The sequence below is a fragment of the Mucilaginibacter sp. genome, from assembly GCF_041088075.1.
GTDB lineage: Bacteria > Bacteroidota > Bacteroidia > Sphingobacteriales > Sphingobacteriaceae > Mucilaginibacter_A.
Genome location: NZ_JBGCVY010000057.1, coordinates 1 through 26,239 on the forward strand (window position 1 = coordinate 1; position 26,239 = coordinate 26,239).

Sequence of the window (26,239 nt, forward strand, 5' to 3'; positions counted from 1 at the left end):
AATCACACATAACAGATACGTCCAAAACCTGGAAGAAAGGATCAACTGTTTTGACCGGTTCATGCTTGATTTTCAAGTGGAAAACCAAGTCGGTAAAAACTTAGCTAAACTAATTGTAAATATTTAATGAACTTTATATAAAATTGATGCAAATATCAATTTTTGCCCGGTAAAAGAAGCATGGGCACCAATCCTGAAAATATCGAAGGATCCTGTACAAATCAAACGGAACCCTTAAAAGTTTAAACAAATCAATGTTAAAATAACAAAGGGCAGCGATTTGCTGCCCTTTGTTATTTTAAAGCTAATCAATAAAAGTAAAATTAATAACCGGGGTTTTGCTTTAAGGCAGAAGATGCCCCTGTACTTTCCAGGTCTATTTGTGGTTGCGGTATTGGGTAATACTCATTTTTAGTGGGCGTAAACTTTGCACCGGCAACATCGGTAATGGTTTTTCCGTCAAAAGCAAAGTAAGCAGTTAATGCTTGCTGTGCAATACCCCATCTGGAAATATCAAAGAACCGGTGGCCTTCCATTGCTAATTCAAGCTTACGTTCAAAGTAAACAGCTTTTAGTGCCCCTGCCTGGCCTAAAGTAGCAAAAGCACCCGCTGGATATGGATTAACTACATAATGTGCAGCTGGTGTAGTGGTAAAACCACCAGTTGGATTAGAGGCATCTTTATAATTATAAACAATACTTGCCGGGTTTGCTGCCCTTGCCCGAACGCGGTTAACATACGTTTGAGCTGTTGTTAAATCGTTCAGTTGCACTTTAACTTCTGCAGCCATCAGCAATACATCTGCAAAACGGATAACGTTAACCACATTTGCCGTTCCCGGTGCCCAAGAATGCTGGTCGGAGTAGATACCTGCAGTTGATTGGTAATAAACGTTCTTTTTAGGAGAATAAGGGCCGGCAGAGCTTTGCTCACGAATCCAGTCCTGGCCCGGGTGCAAGCCCCAGTCTAGATAAGGAATACCACGTCGGCCAACTGTCCAGTCTAAACGCGGGTCTAAATTGCCTTGGTCTGGTGTAAAACTGTTTTTAGAGGAAATACCTGCAAGTCCCTGATCTGTAACAAGCGGATGAGAATTGTAATCATCAACATAAGGAAGCCCTTGATCATTGGTACGGTACGAATTGGCTAAGTCTTCTGTTGGTTGGAAGAAACCACAGCACCGGAATGGGCTGTTGTACGGGAAGTTCAGCATGTCTCCGTTGTTAGCCTCTCCAATAGTATTAGTACCGTCGTTTGCAGCCTGTTGTATGGAAAACACTGTTTCCTTGTTGTTTTTTGTTGCTGCACCAAAATTATCTTCAAAATTGGCAGTTAGATCATACGCAACACCAGCAGAATTGGTACCGCTGGTTATAACAGCTGTAAAGATCGGGTCGGCAGCAGAATATTTCTTTTCATATAAATACGTTTTTGCCAGATAAGCCCCTGCGGCCCATTTATTAACCCTTCCTATTTGTGTTTGGGTTGCAGGCAGATTAGCGTAGGCATAAGTAAAATCTGCTTCAATTTTTGGCCAAATATCAGTTGTATTTGGCTGAACATAATTGGTTGTGGTTTCATCAATATAAGGCACATTATTAAACATCTTTTTCAAATCGAAATAATAATGCCCCCTTAAAAACCTAGCCTGGCCTGTGAGGTTAGCTTTATCAGCATCAGAAATTCCAGAAACCCCGGCTAAAGCTTTAAGAACATTGTTTGCCCTGCTAATTCCTTCATAATCGGCTTTCCATTTACTGTTTAAAAATCCGTTACTGGCATCTACTGTAAAAGTTGCAATAGAGTTGATGGCAGGCTGATCAATACCGGAACTGCCTTTGTGCGCATCACCACCTGCTACACTACCATAAATCCAATTATCCGGAGATACTTCCCAGGCGCTTCCTCCACCAAGCCCTGCATTGTTGTTGTTACCGCCCTGGCCATCAAGTGCAGAATAAGCTCCTATTAAAAGGCCGTCAATCCCTGCCCTGCTTGTAATTTGTGCTGTACTTAGCGCCCCCAGTGCAGGTTGTTCTAAATATTTTTTACATGAACTTTGTAAAATACCAGTTGCTACTAAAGCTATCACTGATAACCGTTGTATATTTTTCATAATATTATTAATTAAAATTTAACTTGAACACCGAGTAAATAAGTACGGGTTGGTGAATAGTTACCACGATCAACTCCAAAATTTGTACTTGAAGTTTGTGTTCCATTATCACCAGAACCTGTAATTTCAGGATCAACACCGCTGTATTTGGTAATAGTAAAAAGGTTGGCACCTGATAGATAAACCCTAAACCTATCTATACCAACAGATTTTAATAAAGTAGGGCTAAATGTATAACCTATCTGTGCATTGCGTAAACGCAGGAAAGAACCATCTTCTACGTAAAAAGAGTTTGGTACGGTGTTGGTACTGAAAGAACCGTCAATTTCCTGGATAGGTGCTTTTGCATTCATGTGGGTAGGTGTCCAGGAATCATATAACGCTGTCTGGCTTTTTACACCGGCAAAGTTTGCATAAAAATCAGTCCACCATCTTACGTCATTCCAAATTTTGTTACCAGCAGAACCGTAAAAAAACATGTTTAAATCGAATCTTTTATAAGAAAAGTCTAAGTTTAAACCACTTGTAAATTTAGGGTTAGGGTTACCAAGCAAAGTTCGGTCTGCTGCAGTTACTTTTCCATCACCATTGATATCTGCATATTTAAAACGGCCAACTGCTGCATCGTTTTGGTAAGTCCCACCGGCCGCAGCATTAGCGGCATTAATTTCTGCCTGCGAATTCCAAAAACCATCAGTTTTGTAACCGAAGAACCCGCCCACAGGGCCGCCTACAGAATTTCGGACAATACTGCTGCCATTAAAACGGCCGGAGTTTTGTTCAAAATAAGGCTGGCCTACGGTAACCTGTTTAATTACGTTATGGTAAGTAGTAAAGGTTAATGTAGCGTTCATTTTTAAGTCATTGGTGATATTTGTATGACTTGTAAGCGCAATATCAACACCGGTATTGTTCATAGCACCAACATTGCTGTATGGCGCAGTTGCAGAACCTGCCGTGCCAGGAAGGTTTGGATTATACAATAAACCGGTAATGTTTTTTTTATAATAATCAACTGAAACATCTAACTTCTGACCAAAAAATGAACCATCAAAACCAATATTTAAGTTTTTGTCCAATTCCCATTTTGCGTCAGGATTACCAATTGCCCGCTGTGTAAAACCTGATACGGTACTGGTTGATGTACCATTAATATCATAATAAGAATTGGTTCTGTTTGAGCCAAAGGTAGTAAAAGCATTTGCCGGTGAAACATTGATTTGATTACCCATTACGCCATAACCACCCCTGATTTTTAAATCGTTTATCCAGCTTACTTTTTTCAGAAAGCTTTCTTGCGATAAACGGTAACCGGCACTAACAGCGGGGAACCACCCGTACTGATAATTTAAGAACCTGGAAGAGCCATCCCTCCTGATAGTTGCATTTAAAAGGAAACGGTCGTTATAAGTATAATCTAACCGTGCCAGTAAAGAAAATATCTTATCTACAGAAATGTTACTGTAAACAGTCGGTGTTCCGGTACCGGTGGAAAGATTAACATAATTAGGGTCAAAAGTAAAGTAATTAGTATTTGTACCTCCTAAAGACTGGTACCTGTTTTTATAAGCTTCTGTACCTGCTAATAATCTTAAATCATGCTTTGCAAATACCTGGTGATAAGTTAAAGTATTGGTCCAGGTATAATTAAAGCCGTTATAAGAGTTTTCAGAATAAGAGTTTGTGGTATTATTTTCAGAGTTTTCGTATTCTGGATAGGTAAAGCTGTGGTTATAGTTTGAGTAATACTCGCCACCAAACTGGGTACGTAAAGTTAAGTATTTAGCGAAGTCCGTTTCGGCATAAACACTACCAAACAACCTGTTGGTTAAACCATAGTTATTTCCGGTACGCTGTTGTATAGCTACCGGGTTTCTGGCGTTACCTAAATTTGCAGTATTTGAACCTGCATAATTTCCTTTAATGTCGTAAACCGGAATGATCGGCTGTTCACGAAATGACATACCGATTCCTGATCCTTCGTCATTTTGGTTAATCTGCGGGTTTTCTGTTAATGAATAGGCTATATTTTCTCCTGCCCGAATGTGTTTGCTAATATTATAACTGGTGTTGGCCCTTATTGTATAGCGTTTATCGTAAGTATTTATTAATGTTCCTTGCTGGTTAAAGTAATTCATCGAAAACAAATAAGTTGCTACATCAGAACCACCGCTTAAAGCAACGTTATGGCTTTGTAAAGGAGCTGTTTTAAATATTTGATGATACCAGTCTGTCCCTTGTTTATTAGCTAAAGTTATCCGATAAAAAGATGACGGATCGCCAGATGTATAAAAAGGGTTTACATTATAAAGGGATGGATTAGTTGATGCGTCTCCAAAATGTGCGCCGACAGGATTAATATAATCAGGCAATACATTTCCGTTTGGCCCGTACAAATTACTGCTTAAATCAACAGGGATATTTTTTAATGCGGCGGTATTCTGAATGGCAAGTGTACGTAAACTAGTCATTTCCTGAGGGTTTAGCAAATGAAAAACATTGCCGCCTTTAGGAACCTGGGTGCCGTAATAAGCATCATAACTTACACTGGTTTTACCCGAGCCTTTTTTAGTGGTAATAATAATTACACCATTGGATGCACGCGCACCATAAATAGAGGCAGAACTTGCATCCTTTAGCACTTGCAGTGTTTGGATATCATTGGGGTTAATATCAGAAACGTTTGTTGTAGGAATACCGTCAACTACATACAATGGCTGATTGTTGCCAAAAGTATTGGCACCGCGTATTTTTACTTGAGGTGTTTGACCTGGCTGACCAGAATTGATTACAGTAACACCAGCAGCCTGTCCCTGTAGCTGATTTTCTACAGAAGCTGTTGGTTGCCTGTTTAAAGCAGCAACATCTACTACCGCTACTGCACCAACTAAATCTTTTTTCCTTTGTGTGCCGTATCCTGTTACCACAACTTCATTTAAAGAATTTGACGCAGGTGTTATTGCAATGTTATAACGGGACTGGCTGCCGATCAAAACTTCACGGGTTGTATAACCAACGTATGAAACCGACAACGTGTTCCCGGCTGATGCATCAAGGGAAAAGGAACCATCCGATCCGGTTACTACCCCATTGGATGTACCTTTGATTTTTACGGATGCACCAATGATAGGCTGCTTATCATCACTACCGGTAATTACACCTGTAATTCTTTTTGTTTGTGCATTTGCAAAAAAGGAAAACAGTGCAAAAAACACCAGTAATCCAAATTGCCTAATTTTAAAAAGTAAAACCTTGTTCATAAATTATTAATGTTAAATAATGGATTGATTTAATGATTTTGAGTTGTATTGATGTTAATAGGTGGTTAAGGTGGTGTTTTGTACATATTGGTAAGTTTAAGGATGTTAAAGAAGACTCATTTGTATGTTAATTTATAAGGCCATGCTTAGGTTTATTCAAATATTTCTATGCTTCTTTTGCCGCCTAAAAATCTTGGTGCCCGGTTAAATTTTAATATTAAAGTTATTAATATGCTTCTTTTACCACCTAAAAAATGATGGAAAAATGTTTTCTATTTGTTCAGGTTTATACAAGTGCCAATTTTTACATGATAAAAGCAGCATTGGTATTTCTTCTGGTAAAAACACAAACAATCTTTAAGTTTATTATTGGTTTAAACAGTTTCCCCTGTCCTGTTTCTTTAAAAATTGAAACCAAGGCCTTGTTTAATACTGTTGTAATTTTTTATGCTTATTTTGGCATATAAAAATATTGTTTTTTTTATAATTTTTATATCAAAAAATAAACCTTTTAATTTTATTTATTTTGATGTTTAAATCACCAACTGAAATCATGAAGTTTGCAGACTTTTTCTGTTTCTATAAATAATAATCACAAAGTTTGCAGGCATAAAAGAAGCAATATAAAGTTTAAGATATAAAGTTAGAGCCTGTTTAAATTTATTCGAGAAAAAACAGCAATGCTTCTTTTACCCTATAAAAATTGGTGCCGACACCAATTTTATAAACCCAAAACCAAATGCTTACCAGTTTTTGGGCGGTAAAAGAAGCATGGAAAATAAATTGAACAAAATTTAGAGCCTGCTCTTAATAAGTTTCCTTCTTTAAATGACTCATTTAGCCTATAAAATTGTCAGGGCTGATAAATGACATTCATAATCTGGTCAATGCCAACCGGTGTGTCCCAATATTTCAACAGCTTTTTGTCTTTGTTGTAAATGTACAAAGCCGGAAATTGCGAGGGCGTAAACCGTTCAATAAACTGCCGGTTTGCATCGGCCAAAAGCGTAACATTAGCCTTCCCTTCCAAATCCTTGCCGTAAGTATGTACAAACTTTTGGATCTGCGGTTTCTTGTCCATCGAGACCAGGTAGAACACCGTGTTTTTAAATTCTTTGTAATGCGAACTGATCAACTGCGTTTCGTACTGGCAATGCGGGCAAGTGGCATCAAAAAAAAGGAACAAAATTTTGCTGTTGCTTTTCAGTTGTTTTTGAGTGAAAACCTGGCCGTTCATTGTGTACAATGTAAAATCAGGGATAATTGCTGCCGGTTTTAATTGTGCCAAAGCCGGTTGAAACATACTTGTAAACAGCAAAACGACACTGAAAAAATTCAGTGCCGTTTTTATAAGTTTTGTTGATGCTTCTTTTATCGGCATAATTTTGTTTAGATCATAACTCCCGAACCCAAATATTACGGTAACTGATCGGTTCGCTTTTATCGCCGTGCGCCTGCAATTTGATTGGTGCGCCGCCGCTGTAAGCTTTGTATTTCGGCTGGCCGACATAAGCTGTTTCGCCTTTTAAAACATAATGGTTTTGCACCAAAACCCCGTTGAAAATCACGGTAACCGTAGCCGGGGTATTTACAGAACCATCCGTTTTAAAAGTTGGCGCCTGCCAGATGATGTCATACGTTTGCCAATCGCCCGGCTTTTTGTTGGCGTTTACAAGCGGGATAGATTGCTTATAAATACTGCCGGCCTGCCCGTTCACATAAGTTTTGTTGTTGTACGAATCCAAGATTTGCAGTTCGTAACCAGAATCGCCTTTTCCTGTAGAAGCCAAAAACACACCGCTGTTGCCCCGAAGTTGTCCTTCACCAGTAATATTGGTTGGGATTTTCCACTCCACATGCAACTGATAGTTGTTAAATTTTCTTTTGGTTTCGATGTTGCTGGTGCCTTTTTTAACCGTAAAAAAATCGCCGCTCACCGGCCACTCCACGGGTTTGCTGTTATCATCTGTATAAACCCATTGGTTTAAATTACCGTTGGAGAACAAAATAACCGCATCAGAAGGCGGTTCGTTGTTTGTTTTTCCCGGTGTTACCACTTTTGGCACTGGTTCGTAAAACTCAGTGTCTTCATGTTTTGCAGCTTGCTGGGCATTCGCCATAGAAAAACCTCCTACCAATAAAACGGTCAATATTAGTTTGTTCATCATTTTTAAAATCGGTTTAAGAAGTGAATTGGATTATACCGGTAAACTATTTTTCATGTAATTAGCACTTTCTGTGATGCTGACATACGGATCAATGTTGATAAAATTCTCCTGTTCCATAATGTAATGTTTCACACCGGCAGCCTTGGCCACCGGCAGTATCTTTTTAAAATCAATACTGCCTTTGCCTATTTCGGTGTTGAGGTTGGTGTTGGTTTTGTCCCTGTCCTTTACATGTACCGCAAAATAACGCCCTTTGTGCTTGTTTAATATTTCAATCGGATCCTGACCGGCACGAACAACCCAGAAAATATCCATTTCCATGTGTACCAAAGCCGGGTCGGTATATTTTAAAATCGTATCATAAAACGTGGTGCCGTCCACCAGCTTCCACTCAAAATTGTGGTTATGGTAGCCCAGCTTCAGTCCTTCTGTTTTACAAATTGCCGCGGCTTTGTTCATTTTATCGGCAACTTGTTTAAAGTCTTCCGCAGTTTTGATAAATTGTTCTGCCAATGAAGGAACAGTAATGTAAGACTGTCCGGTATCGTGTGCCACTTCGATGTACGCTTTCAGGTCATCGGTTTTTCCGGTCCCAAAAAACTGGTCTAAACCATAATGCCCGCTTGGGGTGGTTAAACCATGTGATTTCAGCAGTTGGCTAAATTCTTTTGAAGTTAAGCCCCAATAACCGGTTTTTTTATCGAAACCAAAAGTTTCCACCTCTTTGTAACCCGCTGTCGCCACTTTGGCAATTACGCCTTTTACATCTTTAGGCAGTTCATTACGCAGGGTATAAAGTTGTAAGCCAATTTGTTTACTGTTGATTGCTGCGCTTAAAAAATCCGGCTTTATCAAAACACCTGCCGATACTAATCCGGCTTGTGCTAAAAATTTTCTTCTGTTGATCATGGATTTGGTTTAGGTTATTTAAAAGGGATACTGTTTTTAGCAGGGCAAATTTGGGCTTATTTGAAATTTACTTATCTAAGAAACTATTTAAAAACGAATTGAATATATTTTCATTGCCGTTGGCTTTAGCCAACGGAACAATGGCAGGCGTTAAAGGGCTTTAGCCAAAGAATGATTATTTAATTCGGCTAAAGCTTTCTTTCTAATTTATGCAACCGTCCCGTTAACGGGACGGTAATGAATTTCTTCCATACTATATTCTTGAAATCAAATTTAAACAGTTTCTAAATTATGATGCTTCTTTTACCACCTAAAAATTGGTGGTCAACCGGTTGTATAATTTGACGCAAACACCAATTTTTATAGGGTAAAAGAAGCATTGGTATTTTTTACTTGTATAAATTTAACAGGCCCTTAAACATCACAAATTTCTATTGCATTTTTCAACGATGCAATTTTGTCTTTTTTTAGCGGGATAAATTCCTGTGCTACGTATCCTTTAAATCCGGTTTTTAAAATTGCACGCATAATTGCCGGATAATATAGTTCTTGAGTATCGTCTATCTCGTTTCTTCCGGGAACACCGCCGGTATGGTAATGGTTGATGTACTGGTGATAATCATTGATATTGCGGATTACATCGCCTTCATCAATCTGCATGTGGTAAATATCGTACAGCAATTTGAAATTTTGAGAACCCAAACGCTTCGCCAGTTCTGCGCCCCAGGAAGTTCGGTCGCATTGGTAATCTTTGTGATTAACCTTACTGTTCAGCAGTTCCATCACCAGCACAACTTTGTGTTTTTCGGCCAGCCCAATCACTTTTTTCAAGCCTTCCACACAATTGTTCCAGCCGGTTTCGTTGTCCATGCCTTCGCGGCTCCCGCTAAAACAGATCAGGTTGGTGTAACCTGCTTTTGCTACCAGCGGGATCATTTCCGAATAATTTTTCACCAGGGTTTCGTGGTATTTTTTGTTGTTGAAACCTTCCGTGAGGCTGATCTCGGCGCCATTGCACATCGGCGAGTCCAAACCGTATTTTTTCAGCGTTGGCCAGTCTTTTGGCCCAACCAAATCAATGCCTTTGATGCCGATTTTTTTTGCCGCTGCACAAAGTTCTTCTACCGAAAACTCATTATAACACCAGCGGCAAACCGAGTGGTTAATGTTTCCTTTAAGTGCAACTGACTCCATTTTTGATGTGGTAAAAGAAGTAAGGCTGCTGCCGGCGGCCAGGGTTGCGGTGCCTGCAATTAAATCTTTAATTGCAGACCGGCGGTTTAGTTTTGATGCCATTTTTTGATCAATTAAACATCGAGGCGCATGTCCTGCTGCTCGTCCAAATTTAAAGCCGGGTTTGTTTCCATGTGGTTTTTATCTTTAAACAACAGTAAAAACAACACTAAAACTACTGCCGCAATTCCGGCCGGTATCAGCCAGATGGTTTGCCAATTGTGCGCGGTATCAGAAATTTTGTAGTTGTCCACAATCTGTCCGGCAATTAAAGATCCGATCAGCATACCAACCCCGTAAGTGGCCAGCGTGATAAAGCCTTGTGCCGCACTTTTGAAGCGTTCGCCAGCTAGGTTATCTGTATAAATTTGTCCGGTAACAAAAAAGAAATCGTAGCAAACGCCATGCAAAACGATACCGGCAATCAGCATCCAGTAATTGCTGCCTGCATCGCCGTAGGCAAACAAAACATAACGCAAGGCCCAGGCCAACATACCCACGGCCAGCATTTTTTTGACGCCCAAACGGACGAAGAAAAACGGGATCATCACCATAAACAAAATCTCGGAAACCTGCCCCAAAGATTGTGTTACCGTGGTGGCGTGCATGCCTGCTTCCTGGAAAAAAGGATTGGCAAAACCATAATAAAAAGCCAGCGGAACGCAAATGGCAATCGAAGCGATAAAAAAGATGAGGTAAGATTTGTTTTTAAGCAAACCGATAGCATCCAAACCCAGCATATCGCCGACGGAAACATTTTCGCCTCGTTTTACCGGCGGTGTGGCTGGCAATGTAAAACTGAACAAACCTAAAATGATCGAAGCAATGGAAGCCATTTTAAAGGTATTTACCAAAGCGGCTTCTCCGCCTTGCTTGTCCCAGTTTAAATAGCTTATCAGAACGCCGGCCACAATCCAGCCAATCGTTCCCAGAACACGGATTGGCGGAAACTCTTTGCTTGGGTTTTGCATCTGCCTGAAAGAAACTGAATTAACCAAAGCCAAGGTGGGCATATACAAAATCATGTAAACCAAAATTACCGGGTAAAACGCCGAAAAATTAGCGGCTGTAGAAGCCCACCACAATAATGCTCCGCCTAATAAATGTAAAGCACCCAGGATTTTTTGTGCCGAGAAAAATTTATCCGCGATTAAACCGATGATAAAAGGCGCAACGATAGCACCTATGGATTGCGTGGTTACCGCAGCACCAACTTCTATCCCGGAAGTTTTTAGGTCTTTTAACAAATACGTTCCCAGGGTTACAAACCATGATCCCCAAATAAAAAATTCCAGGAACATCATAGCCGATAACTTGGTGCGGATGGCAGCAGTCATAATTTTAGGTTGGTTTGGGTTTGGTTTGCGGTTTTGGTTGTTATTTCAAAGACAGAATATATTTCACCATTTCTTTGGCATCGGCCAAAGGCAGGTTTGGATGCGGTGTCATGGCGATATCGCCCCAAACGCCTTTTCCGCCGCTGATTACTTTATTGGCCAGGTAGTCAATGTTTTTATCGTTGCTTGTATATTTTTTGGCCACATCGGCATAAGCCGGACCAATCAGTTTTTCATGTTCTTTGTGGCAGCCCAAACAATCAGAAGAAGCAAGCAACTGTGCGCCTTTTGATGAGTTGTTGCCGGCGTTAGAATCGGTGCCGATTTTATTGACATTGGTATCTACGCTGGTTTCGTGCGATTTTGCGTCCTGGTTGGCAGCCGTTACGCTATCGTTGCTCACACTTTCGTTGGTTTTATTGTTGCTACAGGCAGCAATTACAGCACAAAGGCTTAAAATAATGGCGGTTTTTTTCATGGTATTTGGTATTTGTATTTTGTTATATTCCTAATAAAGTTCTGTTAAAAGAAGCATCGGCACCGGAAGCAGCAAAATCGTCAAAAGCTTTGTCGGTTACCCGGATAATATTGTCTTGAATAAATTTTGCACCTTCCCGGGCACCGTCTTCCTGGTTTTTTATGGCATCTTCCCATTCTAAAACGGCCCAGCCTTTATAATCATAAGCGGCCAACTTACTAAAAATTGCTTTAAAATCAACCTGCCCATCGCCTAAAGAACGGAAACGCCCGGCACGGTCAATCCAATTTTGATAACCGCCATACACTCCTTGCTTGCCCGTTGGGTTAAACTCTGCATCTTTTACATGGAACATCTTGATGCGTTCGTGGTAAATATCAATGTAGTCTAAGTAATCCAAACACTGCAATATAAAGTGTGAAGGATCATACAATAAACAAGCGCGAGGGTGATTGTTTACTTTTTCGAGGAACATTTCGTAAGTTATGCCATCGTGCAAATCTTCTCCGGCATGGATTTCGTAACACAGATCTATACCGCATTCGTCAAACTCGTTCAATATCGGCAGCCAGCGTTTCGCTAATTCTGTAAAACCGGTTTCTACCAAACCAGCCGGACGCTGCGGCCAGGGATAAACCATCGGCCATAACAAAGCACCGCTAAAAGTAGCATGGGCGTGCAATCCCAAATTTTGGGAAGCTTTTGCGGCGTATTTTAATTGTTGTACAGCCCACTCTTTACGCGCGTTCGGGTTGTTTTTTACCTGATCCGGCGCGAAAGCATCAAACAAAGTATCATAAGCCGGATTGACGGCAACCAATTGGCCTTGCAAATGTGTGGAAAGTTCGGTGATCTGCAAGCCATAACCCATCACTTTCCCGTTCAAATCATCGGCATAAGTTTTGCTTTCTGCCGCCAATTTTAGGTCTATAAAAGAAGCATTGTTGGTAGGCAGTTGAATTCCCAGAAAACCAAGGTCAGCAGCCCATTTGCAGATGGCATCCAGGCTGTTAAAAGGCGCTTCGTCAGAAATAAACTGGGCCAGAAATATTCCAGGTCCTAATAAAGTAGTCATAATTTATATGTTGAAGTCCGTCCACTTTTCAGAAGATTTTCCGGATGCAATTACGTTTTCAATAAATGCCATTCCGCGGATGCCTTCTTCAATTCCCGGAAAATCCAGCCATTCCGGTTCAGGTGTTTTTCCTGCTAAATGAGCCTGAATGGTAAAAGCAAAATTTTTATAAAGATTGGCAAAAGCCTCGAGATAACCTTCGGGATGGCCAGCTGGTGTACGGGTATTTTTCTGCGCGAAAGAACTGGTATAACTGCCGCCAGTCCGGTAAATTTCTACCGGTTTGTCTAAAAGTTTTACCAGTAAAGAGTTGGCATCAGCTTGTTGCCATTCAATCCCTCCGTTTTCGCCATAAACCCTGATCTTGACATTGTTTTCTTCTCCGGCTGCAATTTGTGTGGCCATTAAAACGCCGCTGGCTTCGTTGTTGAATTTCAACAAAACTGCGCCGTCGTCATCCAACTGTCGGCCTTCAACCACAATGTTAACATCGGCACAAAGTTTTGTAACGGACAGGCCGGAAACGTATTCACACAAATTGAAAACATGGGTCCCGATATCGCCCATTGCCCCTGCCATACCGCTTTTGGCCGGGTCGGTGCGCCAGGAAGCTTGTTTGTTATTGCCGCCTTCTTCAAACCTGCTTAGCCAGCCTTGCGGATATTCTACATAAACTTTGCGGATCTTTCCCAACTTTCCTGATAACGCAAACTGCCGTGCTTCTTTTACCATCGGATACCCAGTGTAAGTATGCGTGAGGCACAAGAAATTTCCCGTTTGTTCGATCACTTTCTGCAAGTCTTTCGCTTCCTGCAAAGAAAACGTGGCCGGTTTATCTAAAATAACATGAAAGCCGTTTTCCAATGCTTCTTTTGCCGGTGCAAAATGGACATGGTTTGGCGTTACGATGCTGATTACTTGTACACGATCGTTTTTGGGCAACTGCTTCTCTTTTTCGATCAGTTCCTGCCATGAATTATAAACCCGGTTTTCAGAAATGTTCAACAATAATCCACTTGCTTTGGATTTTGCAGGATCACTGCTGAAAGCGCCGCAAACCAATTCGTACTGGTCATCCATCCGAGCCGCAATGCGATGTACAGCACCGATAAAAGCGCCCTGGCCGCCGCCAATCATTCCTAATTTTAACCTCATCATTGCAGTTTAGGAAAGTGCCCAGGCTTTATCGCCTTTTTTGTATGGATAATTGCCGTCGTATTTTCCGGGTATAGGCAGGTAACGCAAAGCTTTGGTAGCGCCAACTTCGGAAGTAAAATAGCCCAACATCGTCAGCTCTTTCATCATCCTGAAATAATGGTTCGGGTCTTCCTTTTTCTTTGTTTTTTGATACGCCTTTTGCTCGTTGTCCAGGTCAACCAGCAAAGCGGTGCGTTGCTGCGGGCTGCTTTCCATAAATTTTTTGCCGTGCTTTTTCTGGCTGGCATCATCTATTTTCGACAAACCTTTGGTAAAAACTTTCTGGTCTTTCGGCAAGTAACAATCCTTTACCATCGTAGCCATAAAACGACCAATGCCGGCCGCTTTTGCACCGGGCGTACTGGTTGCCGGGAAAATGGTATCGCCCACTTCGTCCATAAAACCAATTTGATTGGTGCTGAATAATTCGCTTACTTTTTCAGGCGTTGATTTACAACCGCTTTGCAAAAAAAACTCGGCCCCTAAAACCGTTCCGCCCAATAACCAGGCAACTTTTGTTATGGCTTCTCTTCTATCCATATTTTTGTATGCTAAAAACAGTATCCAGGGCCTGTTTAAATTTGTTGAATTATTTTCCTATACTTCTTTTACCGCCTAAAAAACCGTCAACATTTAGTTTCTGGTTTATTTAGATTGATGCTAACACCAAATTTTATAGGGTAAAAGAAGCATCGTCATTTTTCTTGTACAAACTTAAACAGGCCCATAAAGTATTTAATAATTGAACCTTATGCCCTCAGGCTCCAGCCTTGCCGGTATTCGCGTTTTACATATTGGTTTACAGCGTCAAAGTTGGTGATCTTCATGTTTTGGTTGTCCCAAAGCATTTTGATGTGGCCGCCTTTCAAATCATTTCCCCTTACCGCTAAATTGGCCATCAATAAAGCTTCGGTGAGCGGCCCGGCCAGTTCAAATGGCGAACTTAATTCTTTTTTGCCGTAACCTGCCAAACAACCTTCTACCCATTGTGCGTAATGTCCGTTTGCTTGTCCGGGCACACGCGCAATGGTTTGCTTTACATGTACTTCATTGGTGCGCGATGTTGGCAACAACAAAGGGTTTTCTGAATACGTACTGGCCATCATTTTCCCTTTTGTGCCGATGAACAAAATACCGTTGCCATCGTCTCCGAATTTCTCATTGGCGCCCAACTCTGCCGGTCTTTCCGGCTGTATGCCGCCATCCATCCAATGCAATGTAATATCGCCTTTTGTTTTTTTGGTTTTGGGGAAAGTAAGCGTAACGTGGCTGGAAGGCGGACAGCTATCCGGGAAAACGCCACGTTTAAATTCATCTACATAAACACTGCCTACACTGGCCTGTACATCTTTAGCGTACTGCAAACCCAATACGCGGAAAGGCGCTTCTACCAAATGGCAGCCCATATCGCCCAAGGCACCGGTTCCGTAATCCCACCAGCCGCGCCAGTTAAAAGGGACTAATTTATCAACATAATTTTTCTCGGGAGCCGTGCCTAACCATAAATCCCAGTCTAATTCCTTTGGAATATCGGCTTTTGTAGTTGGCCATGGGATACCTTGCGGCCAAACCGGGCGGTCTGTCCAGCAATAAACGGTATGCACATCGCCAATTACACCAGCATCATACCATTCGGCCAATTGCCTGGTGCCATCGTTTGATGAACCCTGGTTGCCCATTTGCGTAACCACTTTGTATTTTTTGGCCGCTTCTGTCAGCATACGTGCCTCGTAAATATCATGGGTCATGGGTTTTTGCACATATACGTGTTTGCCGTGCTGCATGGCAGCCATTGCAATAATGGCGTGGTTATGATCGGGCGTTGATACAGATACGGCATCAATGTTTTTTGCCTCTTTATCAAACAGTTTACGCCAGTCTTTATAATATTTTGCTTTAGGGAAACTGGCCACAGACTTAGCTGCGCGCCTGTCGTCCACATCGCATAAAAAACCAATTTCTGCTTTGCCGCTTTTGTAAAAATTAGCAATATCGCTCTGGCCTTTCCCGCCAGCGCCAACACCGGCCACGATCAGCTTGTCGCTTGGTGCGGTATAACCTTTTCCGCCTAAAACAAAACGGGGAACAATGGTAAAAGCGGCAGCGGCAACGGCGGCATTTTTAATAAAAACACGCCGCGACTTGTCTTGCGGTTCTAAAGGGTTTTCAGTCATGATTTTTATTCTTAATGGTTTGGTTTTGTTCTAATTTTAAAAGGAAGTTTAAGATTTACTTCATTGAATTTTGATACTTCTTTTATCGCTATAAAAATGGCAAACGTGTAGTTTTTAGTTTATGCAATTGATGCAACGGCCAAATTTTATAGGGTAAAAGAAGCATCGGCACCAATTTTTAAAATATCAAAAGAATTTAACAAAGCTTAAACAGGTTTTAAGATCAGGTAATATTTAGTTTTTTCATTTCGCTTACGGCATGGTCAACGGCACGGGCAGTTAGCGCCATGTAAGTAAGGGAAGGGTTTTGGCAGGCGGCAGAAGTCATGGCCGCACCATCGGTAACGTAAACGTTTTGGGCGTCCCAAACCTGGTTGTGCTTGTTCAGCACCGAAGTTTTGGGGTCGAGGCCCATTCGCGCCGTACCCATTTCGTGGATGCCGCCGCCCATATTGTAACCTCTGTTATAAGTTTGTACATCCTTTAAACCGGCTGCTTCCAACATTTCTTTGGCATCCTGCATCATGTCAACGCGCATTTTTTGCTCGTTGTCTTTGATGGTTGCGTCCATGGCCAAAACCGGCAGGCCCCATTTGTCTTTCTTGGTTTTATCTAAATAAGTGCGGTTTTCGTGGTAAGGCAGGGTTTCGCCAAAAGCGCCTAAGCCCATGGTCCATTGGCCCGGTTCGGTCAGTGCATCTTTAAATTCACCGCCAATGTTCATTTCCGCAATATCACGGCTCCAGCCTTCGCGGCTTGCACCGCCCTGATAGCCAAAACCGCGGATATAATCCCTTTTATCGCCAAACAAATTACGGAAACGGGGCACATAAACACAGTTAGCCCTTCGGCCAAAATAGTATTTATCCTCAAAACCTTCTACCCGGCCGTTGGCACCGCAACGGAAATGGTGGTCCATTAAATTGTGCCCTAACTCGCCGCTGCTGCTGCCCAACCCTTCCGGCCAGACATCGGTAGCCGAGTTCATCAAAACCCAGGCCGAGTTTAGGGCCGAAGCATTTACAAAAATTACTTTCGCTTTATACTCGTAAGTCTGGTTGTTTTCGGCATCCAGCACCTCTACACCTGTGGCTTTCTTACTGTTTTTATCGTACAAAATTTTGGTTACGATAGAAAAAGGGCGAACCGTTAACTTACCGGTTGCCATAGCTGCCGGCAAAGTAGAAGATTGCGTACTGAAATAAGCGCCGAAGTTGCAGCCCAGCCAGCATTTATTTTGATACTGACAATTCGTCCTGTTTTTAAGGGGTTCGGTGATATTGGCGGTTCGGCCAATCACCATATGCCTTTTATCTTTATAATGCGATTTAATGCGTGCCGCCACATCTTTTTCAACCACGTTCATTTGCATGGCCGGCATATAATCGCCATCGGGCAATTGTGGTAAACCATCGCGGTTACCGCTAATGCCGGCAAATTTCTCAACATAACTGTACCATGGGGCCAAATCTTTGTACCTGATCGGCCAATCAACCGCAATGCCATCCTTTGCATTCGCCTCAAAATCAAAATCGCTCAAACGGTACGATTGCCTTCCCCACATCAACGAACGGCCGCCAACATGGTAGCCGCGGAACCAGTCGAAAGGTTTTATTTCGGTATAAGGGCTTTCTTTTTCGTTCACCCAATAATCCAAATTGCTTTCGTTCAAGGTATAGTCCCTGGCCAAAACCGGGTAATCTTTGATCATTTCCTGGGTTTTGCCGCCGCGGTGCGGAAACTGCCAGGGTGCTTTGTTGGCGTTTACATAATCCTTAATATGCTCGATGTTTTTACCGCGCTCTAACATAATTGTTTTCAGTCCCTTTTCGGTCAGTTCTTTGGCTGCCCAACCGCCAGAAATACCGGAACCAATTACAATTGCATCATACTCATTGCTGGCCATATATTAGAAAAAATTAAAATAGAATAATCGGTTGTGATGGCTAATGTAGAAAAATGTTTTTCAAAAAAACATTTTTTGCATAAAAACTTTACAAACATTTCTTTTCGGACAAGAACCGCTTATCTTAAATTGAACTTGATTAAACTTTTTTCAGGCTATGTTTTTTTGTGTTGATGCTTCTTTTACCCTATAAAAATTGGTGCCTATAATAGTCGGACAAATCAAAAACCAGGTATACCATTTTTTAGGCGGTAAAAGAAGCATCGTGTAAAGCACCAAAGAACATGTTTAAACAAGCTCATTAAATACAACATCAGTAATTACTTGTGCCTGACCATGCTTTTTTTATATGTAATTTTCTTAACTTATCTTTGCCAATAATTCAAGATGAGCAAACACGGAAGAATATTGGTAGCCATGAGCGGCGGTGTGGACAGTTCGGTAGCGGCAGTAATGTTGCACGAGCAGGGCTATGAAGTGATCGGGCTGACCATGAAAACCTGGGACTACGCTTCTTCCGGTTCCAGTTCCAAAGAAACCGGCTGCTGCAGTTTGGATAGCATAAACGATGCTCGTGCTTTGGCCGTTGGCTATGGTTTTCCGCATTATATTTTAGATATCCGCAGCGAGTTTGGCGGTTCCGTTATCAATAATTTTGTGGACGAATACCTCGCCGGCCGCACACCAAACCCTTGTGTTTTGTGCAACACGCACATCAAATGGGAAGCTTTGTTAAAACGCGCCGATAAATTGGATTGTGAGTTTATTGCAACCGGACATTACGCTAATATCCGGCAGCAGGACAACGGCCGCTACGTCATTTCAAAAGGCCGCGACGAGCACAAAGACCAGTCGTACGTTTTGTGGGGCGTTTCGCAAAAGAATTTGGCCCGGACGCATTTCCCGCTTGGTTCTTTTACCAAAGCCGAAATCAAAAATATGGCGGTAGAAATGGGCCAGTTAGAATTGGCCGGCAAAAGCGAAAGCTACGAAATTTGCTTTGTGCCGGATAACGATTACCGCGCTTTTCTGAAACATCAAGTAGAAGATTTGGAAGAACGCGTAGCTGGCGGAAACTTTGTTTTGCAGGATGGAACGGTTGTCGGCAAACACCAGGGCTATCCTTTTTACACCATCGGCCAGCGAAAAGGATTGGGCATTGCTTTGGGCAAACCAATGTTTGTAACTAAAATCGAACCAAATACGAATACGGTTGTTTTGGGTGAACAGGAAGATTTGGAAAGCAGCGAAGCTTGGGTACGCGATTTTAATTTGATCAAATACGAAAACCTGCAAAACCCAGTTGAAGCAATAACGAAAATCCGTTATAAAGACCAGGGCGCTTTAAGTACGGTTACGCAAATGAACGATCACTTAAAAATTGATTTTCACCACCGTGTTGCCGGTATCGCGCCGGGGCAATCGGCTGTATTTTATGAAGGGAACGATCTGCTGGGTGGAGGGTTTTTAATTTAATTTTTACCGAAAAAGGGCAATGCTTCTTTTACCGGTACTTTTTTAACCTGTACAAATTGGTTCTGTTTACAAAAAATAAATATTGTGGTTAGCGCATGGATATGTTTCCTTTGCAAAAACTAAATTTAATTAATGGCAAAAAATTTACTAATCGTAGAGTCTCCGGCAAAAGCCAAAACCATTGAAGGTTATCTTGGCAAAGATTTTACAGTAAAATCAAGTTACGGACATATTCGGGACCTTGTAAAATCCGAAGATGCCATTGATATTGCCCATGGTTTTGCCCAGAAATACGAAGTTCCGGCGGATAAAAAGCAGGTGGTGAACGAGTTAAAGAAGCTGGCCAAAGAAGCAGACGTGGTTTGGCTTGCTTCGGATGAGGACCGCGAAGGCGAAGCCATTTCCTGGCATTTATTTGAAACTTTGGGCTTAAAAGATGCCACCACGCGCCGCATCGTTTTCCACGAAATTACAAAACCGGCCATTTTAAAAGCAATCGAATCTCCCCGAAAAATAGATTACAACTTAGTCAATGCACAGCAGGCACGCCGTGTTTTAGACCGTTTGGTTGGTTTTGAACTATCGCCCGTGCTTTGGAAAAAGATCAAACCTTCCCTTTCTGCCGGCCGCGTTCAATCGGTTGCTGTCCGTTTGATTGTGGAACGGGAGCGCGAAATCAATAAATTCAAGGCCGAAGCTGCGTACCGCGTGGTTGCTGTTTTTACCACTGGAAAAAACAAGGAGGTTTTTAAAGCCGAACTGCCCAACCGTTTTGTGCAGCAAAGTGACGCTGAAAAGTTTTTGAATGATTGTGCCGATGCCACTTTCAAGATCAGCAGTTTAGAAACACGGCCATCAAAACGCGCTCCGGCTGCCCCTTTTACCACTTCCACTTTACAGCAGGAAGCCAGTCGTAAATTGGGCTTTTCGGTTTCGAGAACGATGTCTGTTGCACAGCGTTTGTACGAATCGGGAAAGATCACGTATATGCGGACGGATTCGGTCAATCTTTCTGATACGGCTTTAGAGGCTGCATCCAAAGAAATCAAATCGGCCTACGGCGATAAATATTACCAGTTCAGAAAATACAAAACCAAATCGGCCGGCGCGCAGGAAGCGCACGAAGCCATCCGCCCAACTTATTTTAATCAACATACAACAGACGGCGAATCAGCCGAAGTACGTTTGTACGAACTGATTTGGAAACGTGCCATCGCCTCGCAAATGAGTGAGGCTTTGTTTGAAAAAACGACGGCTAAAATCAGTATCTCCACCCGAAAAGAAGAATTGGTTGCCAACGGCGAAGTGTTGCGGTTTGATGGGTTTTTGAAAGTTTATTTAGAATCTTCCGACGAGGAAGAAGAAAACAAAGCCGACGACAACAGCGATAACGCTATTTTGCCGCCTTTGGTCAAAGATCAGCAATTGCTATTGCGCGATTTAAACGCCACGGAACGCTTTTCCCGTCCTCCCGCCCGCAATACCGAAGCTACTTTGGTAAAAAAACTGGAAGAACTGGGCATTGGCCGACCTTCCACTTACGCACCAACCATTTCGACCATTCAAAACCGCGGCTATGTGGTAAAGGAAGACCGCGAAGGAAAAACACGAAATTTTAATGTGTTAACGCTGGTCAACAAAAAAGTAGTCAAAGAACAAAAAACCGAAATTACGGGCGCCGAAAAATCAAAGCTGTTTCCAACCGATATCGGGATTGTGGTAAACGATTTTTTGGTGCAGCATTTTAACGGCATTGTTGATTATAATTTTACTGCCGTTGTAGAAAAGAAGTTTGATGAAATTGCACAAGGTTTGGAAGACTGGACCAAGATGCTGCATAAATTTTACGAGCCCTTTCATCAGGAAGTAGAAGACACGATTAAAACAGCCGACCGTACCCGCGGCGAACGTGATCTGGGCGTTGACCCAAAAACCGGGAAAAAAATTTCGGTTCGCATTGGCCGTTATGGGCCTTTTGTGCAAATTGGGGAAGCGGTGGAAGGTGAAGAAAAACCGGCTTATGCCAGCCTACGCACCGGCCAAATGATCGAAACGCTAACGCTGGAAGAAGCGCTGGAACTGTTTAAACTGCCGAAAAAAATCGGTGTTTTTGAAGATAAAGACATGACGGTGGCCATCGGAAAGTTTGGGCCGTACATCCGCCACAACAGCATGTTTTACTCGCTCCCGAAAGGCGTTGACCCGCTGGATGTGGACGAAAAAGCCGGCATCGAAATTATTGAAAACAAGCGCCAGGCCGATGCCGATAAACTGATCAAATCTTTTAAAGAAGACCCGGAAGCACGCATTGAAAACGGCCGCTGGGGCCCGTATTTGAAGTTTGGAAAGCTGAATGTAAAAATCCCAAAAGGAAAAGAACCGGAAGAACTTACTTACGAAGATTGCAAAGCTTTGGCCGAAATAGCTGAAAAGGAACCCAAGAAGTTTGGCAAAAAATTTGGCAAAACGGCTGAAAAAGAACCTAAAAAGCCGGCTGAAAAACCCGCGGAAACAGCTAAAAAAAAACCTAAGAAACCTGTTAGGAAATTAGCCAAGAAAAAGTAGCTTGTAATGCTTTTTTTACCGGGTTAAAATCAATATCCTTTATTCATGCTTAAAGATCTCCCGCAAAATATCGTTGAAGATGTTGCCATTGCCGTTGCGCTGGAAGGCGAAGGCCCGGAAAGCAAGGTTTGGTATGTTTACCTCATCAATTTAAAAAACGAGGGGTTGGAAAACGCACTGGTTACTTCGCGCGGTTACGGCTACAAAGACGGCGAGGAAGTTAAAACTTCTGTTTTGCGCCATGTTTTTCCGAAAGTGGAAGCGAAAAGCTCTGTTTTGATCGAGCCAATTGACGAACAAACTTTCGGTTTAAACAATGAGTATTGGCTGAGCTATTACATCAACAACCAGATTTTTGATAAGAAATTTATCTTTTTGCCCGAAAGCATTGTTGAATCCAACTTTATCCGTTTGCCGGTTTTGAATAAGCCGGGCGTGATGATTAGGTGAGGAAAAGCTTTCAGTCAACAGCAATCAGCTTTTGAATAACGGAAACTTAACGGTAATTGAGTAATGCTTCTTTTACCCTATAAAAATTGGGATGTGCTTTTTGTCATTCTGGACTTGTTTCAGAATCTTTCAGGATATACAAAAATACTTTTAATGAGGGATCCTGAAACAAGTTCAGGATGACAATTGCATACTTCTTTTATCACCTAATTTTAAGTGCGCTTTCTGAAAGCTGATAGCTAAAAGCTTATTCAAAAATGGCTAATGTTTGACAGCCAACTGCTGATAACTACTAACCGATAGCTACCTTTGCCACATGAATACAGCAGAACTGTTAGACCGCGCCCTTCAGTTTGAGTTTTTAACGATTGAAGAAGGCCTTTTTCTCTACAAAAATGCTTCTACCGCCGAACTGATGTTTACGGCAAACGAACTGCGCAAAACCCAGGTTCCGCACGGCAAAGTTACCTGGCAGATTGACCGTAATGTAAATACCACCAACGTTTGTATTGCCAACTGCAAGTTTTGTAACTTTTTTCGGCGGCCGGGACACGAAGACAGTTACATTACCGATATTGAAACGTACAAACAAAAAATTGAAGAAACTTTCCGTTATGGTGGCGACCAGTTGCTGCTGCAAGGCGGCCACCATCCGGATTTGGGTTTACAGTTTTATGTTGATTTGTTTTCGGAACTGAAAAAATTGTATCCAAACCTAAAACTGCATTCTTTAGGCCCGCCGGAAATTGCACACATTGCCAAGTTGGATAAACTGACGCACACCGAAGTTTTAACAGCCTTAAAAGAAGCAGGTTTGGATTCGCTTCCGGGCGCGGGTGCCGAAATTTTGAACGACCGCGTTCGTCGGTTAATCTCCAAAGGAAAATGCGGCGGCAAAGAATGGCTGGACGTGATGCGTGCTGCCCATCAATTGAATTTGCCTTCATCAGCAACGATGATGTTTGGGCATGTAGAAACGTTGGAAGAACGCTTTGAACATTTGGTTTGGATACGTGAAGTGCAAGCCGAAAAACCGGACGATGCTTATGGTTTTGTGGCTTTTATCCCCTGGCCTTTTCAAGACGACGGAACTTTGCTGCGCAAAGTGCGCGGCATTACCAATAATGTAAGCGGAAACGAATATATCCGGATGATTGCTTTAAGCCGAATTATGCTGCCGAATATCAAAAACATCCAGGCTTCTTGGCTAACCGTTGGAAAACAGGTTGCGCAATTATGTTTACAAGCAGGTGCAAATGATTTTGGTTCGATCATGATTGAAGAAAACGTGGTTTCTGCCGCAGGCGCGCCGCACCGTTTTACCGCAAAAGGAATTCAGGATGCCATCATCGAAGCAGGGTTTGAACCGCAATTGCGCAACCAAAAATACCAGTGGCGCGAACAGCCGCAAGAACTGGAAGAACAGGTTATTAACTACTGATACTGTTTTTACCGCATAAAAAAAGGAGCGAAATTTTCGCTCCTTTTTTGTTTAAAAAGTTTTATTGAATTTCTATTCTTATTTTTTAAAGAATGGAGTTACAATACCAACAACTGTTTGCATGTCTAAAGGCTCATCAAAAGCCTGTGTAGCACTGGTAGTTGCGTTTGCACCGGCAATGGTGTTATAAGCGGATAAACCGGTAGCAACATTAACACCACCTTGCATTACGTTATCTTCACCTGCATAAGAAGCATTTACAGCAGCAATACCAGTATCGTTTGCACCGGTAATCCAAGGACGGATAGCGGCAGTAGAACTCATTCCTGCAGTAAGCATCCTTGCACGGCGCAGCATACGCAAATGCGAAGCATGGCGTGCCTCAACAGAGTGGATATCTAAAGCAGCGGTTAAAACTGTTTTATTACGAATCAAGTTTGTAGCCTGGCCTTTGTAAGCCCTTACACCTGTGTCTTCAAAAGTTTCTGCAACTGCAAGCCAAGTATCACTGCTGGTATAAACTGAAGGGAAAGTTCCTTGCGCAGTAAAATCAAAATTTGCAGGGGTAAAAGAAACTGGTGTTCCACCTAAAGAAGTGATTACTGTTTGCAAAAACTTAACGTGGTTGTTTTCGTCCGTTTGGATTAAAGTCAAACCTGCCAATTCAGTTGCGGTTAAAGTAGTTTTCATTGCAGCAAAGGAAGCGGAGGTCAGACCTGCGTTATAGAAATTAGCTTCCAAAAACTCTAATTGCAATGCATAATTTAAAACACCAACGATACTGCTGGAAGACTGTTGTGCATAAGCTTTTTTAAACAAAGAGCCTAAAGCAAATGGCATGGCAGCAACGGCTACTTTTGAGCCAAAGCTGGTGATGTTTTTGATAGCTGCACGGCGCGGGCTGATCTTGTCCTGAAACTCAGGGTCAACCTTTTCTATTTCTTCAATGATATTTAATAAATCCATGTTTTTAATTTTTTAAGAAGTTGGTAAATCGTCTGCATTAATTGGTGTGGTGATGTAGGCACTGGCCATTCCCAAAACATATTGCGGTGTTTTGTCGTATTCCAAACCATTTTGGGAAACATTAACCACATCCTGTCCAACAAAGGTGTTAGGAGAAATCAAATCCCTGAAATAAGCTGCATGACGGGCTTCAACAGAAACAATTTTACCCGCCAAAACTAAGTAAGTTGGGTTTTGGATGAGATAACCTGCACCATTGTAGGCAGAAACACCTAAATCTTCAAAAGCTTTTGCAGCAGCCAAAACGCTTGCACGTGTCCCGAAATTAATGGCAGAAAAATTAAAATTAAGGGAAGGGATTGCATTTCCTGCCAGGGCAGCTTTAAAAAACTCGCGGTGCAAAACCTCGTGGTTCCTAACTTCGGTGATTAATAACTGCTCATCAGCACTGAATTGTGTTGCAAAAGCACTGTTTGATACCACATTAATGTAAAACTGTGCTTCCAATTGCTCCAAAGCATAAGCATAGTTTAAAATACCAACGTCCCCGCTTCCCAGGTAAACACCTTTGTAATTGTTCCTGTCTTTTTTACAGGCTTCGGCAGCAAACAAACCTACTGCGGCAGTGCCTACACCTGCGTAACGCAAGAATTGTCTCCTTTGCATTCCTTGTGACTGCCCGGCTTCCGGAGAAGCAATAAGCTGGTCACTTTTTTTTGTGAAAATTTCCATAGTAATAATTAGTTGAATTTAGTTTTTAAGCGATTTGATTGGATATACGTTTAATAATTTAATTAAGATTTCAAAATTTGATAGTTATTTACAAGTAATTTTTCGGCTTGATTTTACTAACAAAGAAGTAGTAGCCAAAGCATTTAAACCTGTTCCTTTTTAACGTAGCCCAATTGCTTTTGTTTGTGTTTTAAATACTTATTATTATAGCACCCAAAACGGCAAATTATATATTTAATATTTGATTACTAATATTTTACACGATAAAAGAAGTATTTTTATTAATAAGCAAAACTTTACTTATTTATTTCCTGATGACAGCACTTGTTTATCTACAATGAAACCCTATCAACAATTACAGTTTTAATAAAACTTAAAAAAATATGACTGTCCGTAATTAGTACCAGGTGTTATCTAAAGCCGTCATCATTAACCTGTCAAACAATTTATCTCCAAAATACCTTCGGTTGAACTTGTAACAGAATTCGTCCAGATAATTTTGCACAAAACTGTCGTTGATGCCATTGTGATGAATGCCTAAAAACACTTTTTCAGCATTGCTGATCGTTCTGTTTGCTCAGGGGAACAGCCTTGCCGCTTTCTTTTTATCAGGGTCAACGACTGCCTGGTGGCCTGCCAATAGCTCTTTAAGCTTGTTGTATCCCCTGTAACCGTCTGTTTGGGCCGTTGCGCCGGGCCCCACATTCTTACCAATTGCCTGGTTGATGCTGTCTGCTTTCAAACCTTCCATCACC

Annotated in this window: 19 protein-coding genes and 1 pseudogene; 4 read left to right on the plus strand and 16 right to left on the minus strand. The window is 41.9% G+C overall.

The window, feature by feature from the left end; all coding sequences use genetic code 11:
- Positions 1–323: 323 nt before the first annotated feature.
- The 13 genes from V5804_RS13745 to V5804_RS13805 form a co-directional block, all read right to left on the minus strand.
- A complete protein-coding gene (locus V5804_RS13745) occupies positions 324–2,093 on the minus strand; it encodes a RagB/SusD family nutrient uptake outer membrane protein (RefSeq protein ID WP_369591972.1) in 1,770 nt (589 codons plus the stop codon).
- 35 nt (positions 2,094–2,128) lie between these two features.
- Positions 2,129–5,377, minus strand: coding sequence for a SusC/RagA family TonB-linked outer membrane protein (locus V5804_RS13750; RefSeq protein ID WP_369591973.1), 3,249 nt, complete (start codon positions 5,375–5,377; stop codon positions 2,129–2,131).
- An 853-nt stretch (positions 5,378–6,230) separates the two neighbouring features.
- On the minus strand, positions 6,231–6,758 hold the full coding sequence (locus V5804_RS13755) for a peroxiredoxin family protein (protein WP_369591974.1): 528 nt from the start codon (positions 6,756–6,758) through the stop codon (positions 6,231–6,233).
- A gap of 13 nt (positions 6,759–6,771) precedes the next feature.
- Positions 6,772–7,545 carry a DUF1080 domain-containing protein gene (locus V5804_RS13760; RefSeq protein WP_369591975.1) on the minus strand — a complete coding sequence of 258 codons (774 nt, stop codon included), beginning with the start codon at positions 7,543–7,545 and terminating at the stop codon, positions 6,772–6,774.
- A 30-nt stretch (positions 7,546–7,575) separates the two neighbouring features.
- Positions 7,576–8,454 (minus strand): sugar phosphate isomerase/epimerase family protein, encoded by an 879-nt coding sequence (locus V5804_RS13765; protein WP_369591976.1) that lies wholly within the window; start codon positions 8,452–8,454, stop codon positions 7,576–7,578.
- A gap of 414 nt (positions 8,455–8,868) precedes the next feature.
- A complete protein-coding gene (locus tag V5804_RS13770) occupies positions 8,869–9,750 on the minus strand; it encodes a hydroxypyruvate isomerase family protein (RefSeq protein WP_369591977.1) in 882 nt (293 codons plus the stop codon).
- Positions 9,751–9,761: 11 nt separating this feature from the next.
- Positions 9,762–11,024 carry a nucleoside permease gene (locus tag V5804_RS13775; protein WP_369591978.1) on the minus strand — a complete coding sequence of 421 codons (1,263 nt, stop codon included), beginning with the start codon at positions 11,022–11,024 and terminating at the stop codon, positions 9,762–9,764.
- A gap of 40 nt (positions 11,025–11,064) precedes the next feature.
- The gene (locus V5804_RS13780; RefSeq protein WP_369591979.1) at positions 11,065–11,502 is read right to left on the minus strand and encodes a c-type cytochrome; all 438 of its coding nucleotides are present in this window, start codon (positions 11,500–11,502) and stop codon (positions 11,065–11,067) included.
- A gap of 22 nt (positions 11,503–11,524) precedes the next feature.
- Complete coding sequence (locus V5804_RS13785) at positions 11,525–12,577, minus strand: sugar phosphate isomerase/epimerase family protein (protein WP_369591980.1); 1,053 nt, start codon at positions 12,575–12,577, stop codon at positions 11,525–11,527.
- Between the two features lie 3 nt (positions 12,578–12,580).
- Complete coding sequence (locus tag V5804_RS13790) at positions 12,581–13,735, minus strand: Gfo/Idh/MocA family protein (RefSeq protein WP_369591981.1); 1,155 nt, start codon at positions 13,733–13,735, stop codon at positions 12,581–12,583.
- Between the two features lie 6 nt (positions 13,736–13,741).
- On the minus strand, positions 13,742–14,314 hold the full coding sequence (locus V5804_RS13795; protein WP_369591982.1) for a gluconate 2-dehydrogenase subunit 3 family protein: 573 nt from the start codon (positions 14,312–14,314) through the stop codon (positions 13,742–13,744).
- A gap of 209 nt (positions 14,315–14,523) precedes the next feature.
- Positions 14,524–15,948: a Gfo/Idh/MocA family protein gene (locus V5804_RS13800; protein ID WP_369591983.1), complete on the minus strand. Its 1,425-nt coding sequence runs from the start codon at positions 15,946–15,948 to the stop codon at positions 14,524–14,526.
- 223 nt (positions 15,949–16,171) lie between these two features.
- Complete coding sequence (locus V5804_RS13805; protein WP_369591984.1) at positions 16,172–17,854, minus strand: GMC oxidoreductase; 1,683 nt, start codon at positions 17,852–17,854, stop codon at positions 16,172–16,174.
- 387 nt (positions 17,855–18,241) lie between these two features.
- On the opposite strand from V5804_RS13805, the gene mnmA reads away from it, so the two are divergent.
- The 4 genes from mnmA to mqnC all read left to right on the plus strand — a co-directional run bounded on the left by mnmA (position 18,242) and on the right by mqnC (position 23,786).
- A complete protein-coding gene (gene mnmA, locus V5804_RS13810; RefSeq protein ID WP_369591985.1) occupies positions 18,242–19,330 on the plus strand; it encodes a tRNA 2-thiouridine(34) synthase MnmA in 1,089 nt (362 codons plus the stop codon).
- Between the two features lie 132 nt (positions 19,331–19,462).
- The gene (gene topA / locus V5804_RS13815; protein ID WP_369591986.1) at positions 19,463–21,895 is read left to right on the plus strand and encodes a type I DNA topoisomerase; all 2,433 of its coding nucleotides are present in this window, start codon (positions 19,463–19,465) and stop codon (positions 21,893–21,895) included.
- Between the two features lie 45 nt (positions 21,896–21,940).
- Positions 21,941–22,345, plus strand: a complete 405-nt coding sequence (locus tag V5804_RS13820; RefSeq protein ID WP_369591987.1) for a hypothetical protein — start codon at positions 21,941–21,943, stop codon at positions 22,343–22,345.
- Between the two features lie 316 nt (positions 22,346–22,661).
- Entirely contained in the window at positions 22,662–23,786 is a 1,125-nt protein-coding gene (mqnC, locus tag V5804_RS13825) for a cyclic dehypoxanthinyl futalosine synthase (protein ID WP_369591988.1), read from the plus strand.
- A 78-nt stretch (positions 23,787–23,864) separates the two neighbouring features.
- On the opposite strand, the gene V5804_RS13830 is transcribed toward mqnC, so the two are convergent.
- From V5804_RS13830 to V5804_RS13840, 3 genes and pseudogenes are all read right to left on the minus strand, one after another.
- A complete protein-coding gene (locus V5804_RS13830; protein ID WP_369591989.1) occupies positions 23,865–24,752 on the minus strand; it encodes a ferritin-like domain-containing protein in 888 nt (295 codons plus the stop codon).
- Between the two features lie 12 nt (positions 24,753–24,764).
- Complete coding sequence (locus V5804_RS13835; RefSeq protein WP_369591990.1) at positions 24,765–25,484, minus strand: ferritin-like domain-containing protein; 720 nt, start codon at positions 25,482–25,484, stop codon at positions 24,765–24,767.
- A 397-nt stretch (positions 25,485–25,881) separates the two neighbouring features.
- Positions 25,882–26,239, minus strand: a pseudogene (locus V5804_RS13840) (transposase); the annotation flags it as partial.

What these genes read in the sequence shown, in the direction of transcription:
- V5804_RS13750 (WP_369591973.1), bottom strand. Translation starts at nt 5,377, where the DNA reads ATGAACAAGGTTTTACTTTTTAAAATTAGGCAATTTGGATTACTGGTG.
- V5804_RS13755 (WP_369591974.1), bottom strand. Translation starts at nt 6,758, where the DNA reads ATGCCGATAAAAGAAGCATCAACAAAACTTATAAAAACGGCACTGAAT.
- V5804_RS13760 (WP_369591975.1), bottom strand. Translation starts at nt 7,545, where the DNA reads ATGATGAACAAACTAATATTGACCGTTTTATTGGTAGGAGGTTTTTCT.
- V5804_RS13765 (WP_369591976.1), bottom strand. Translation starts at nt 8,454, where the DNA reads ATGATCAACAGAAGAAAATTTTTAGCACAAGCCGGATTAGTATCGGCA.
- V5804_RS13770 (WP_369591977.1), bottom strand. Translation starts at nt 9,750, where the DNA reads ATGGCATCAAAACTAAACCGCCGGTCTGCAATTAAAGATTTAATTGCA.
- V5804_RS13775 (WP_369591978.1), bottom strand. Translation starts at nt 11,024, where the DNA reads ATGACTGCTGCCATCCGCACCAAGTTATCGGCTATGATGTTCCTGGAA.
- V5804_RS13780 (WP_369591979.1), bottom strand. Translation starts at nt 11,502, where the DNA reads ATGAAAAAAACCGCCATTATTTTAAGCCTTTGTGCTGTAATTGCTGCC.
- V5804_RS13785 (WP_369591980.1), bottom strand. Translation starts at nt 12,577, where the DNA reads ATGACTACTTTATTAGGACCTGGAATATTTCTGGCCCAGTTTATTTCT.
- V5804_RS13790 (WP_369591981.1), bottom strand. Translation starts at nt 13,735, where the DNA reads ATGATGAGGTTAAAATTAGGAATGATTGGCGGCGGCCAGGGCGCTTTT.
- V5804_RS13795 (WP_369591982.1), bottom strand. Translation starts at nt 14,314, where the DNA reads ATGGATAGAAGAGAAGCCATAACAAAAGTTGCCTGGTTATTGGGCGGA.
- V5804_RS13800 (WP_369591983.1), bottom strand. Translation starts at nt 15,948, where the DNA reads ATGACTGAAAACCCTTTAGAACCGCAAGACAAGTCGCGGCGTGTTTTT.
- V5804_RS13805 (WP_369591984.1), bottom strand. Translation starts at nt 17,854, where the DNA reads ATGGCCAGCAATGAGTATGATGCAATTGTAATTGGTTCCGGTATTTCT.
- mnmA (WP_369591985.1), top strand. Translation starts at nt 18,242, where the DNA reads ATGAGCAAACACGGAAGAATATTGGTAGCCATGAGCGGCGGTGTGGAC.
- topA (WP_369591986.1), top strand. Translation starts at nt 19,463, where the DNA reads ATGGCAAAAAATTTACTAATCGTAGAGTCTCCGGCAAAAGCCAAAACC.
- V5804_RS13820 (WP_369591987.1), top strand. Translation starts at nt 21,941, where the DNA reads ATGCTTAAAGATCTCCCGCAAAATATCGTTGAAGATGTTGCCATTGCC.
- mqnC (WP_369591988.1), top strand. Translation starts at nt 22,662, where the DNA reads ATGAATACAGCAGAACTGTTAGACCGCGCCCTTCAGTTTGAGTTTTTA.
- V5804_RS13830 (WP_369591989.1), bottom strand. Translation starts at nt 24,752, where the DNA reads ATGGATTTATTAAATATCATTGAAGAAATAGAAAAGGTTGACCCTGAG.
- V5804_RS13835 (WP_369591990.1), bottom strand. Translation starts at nt 25,484, where the DNA reads ATGGAAATTTTCACAAAAAAAAGTGACCAGCTTATTGCTTCTCCGGAA.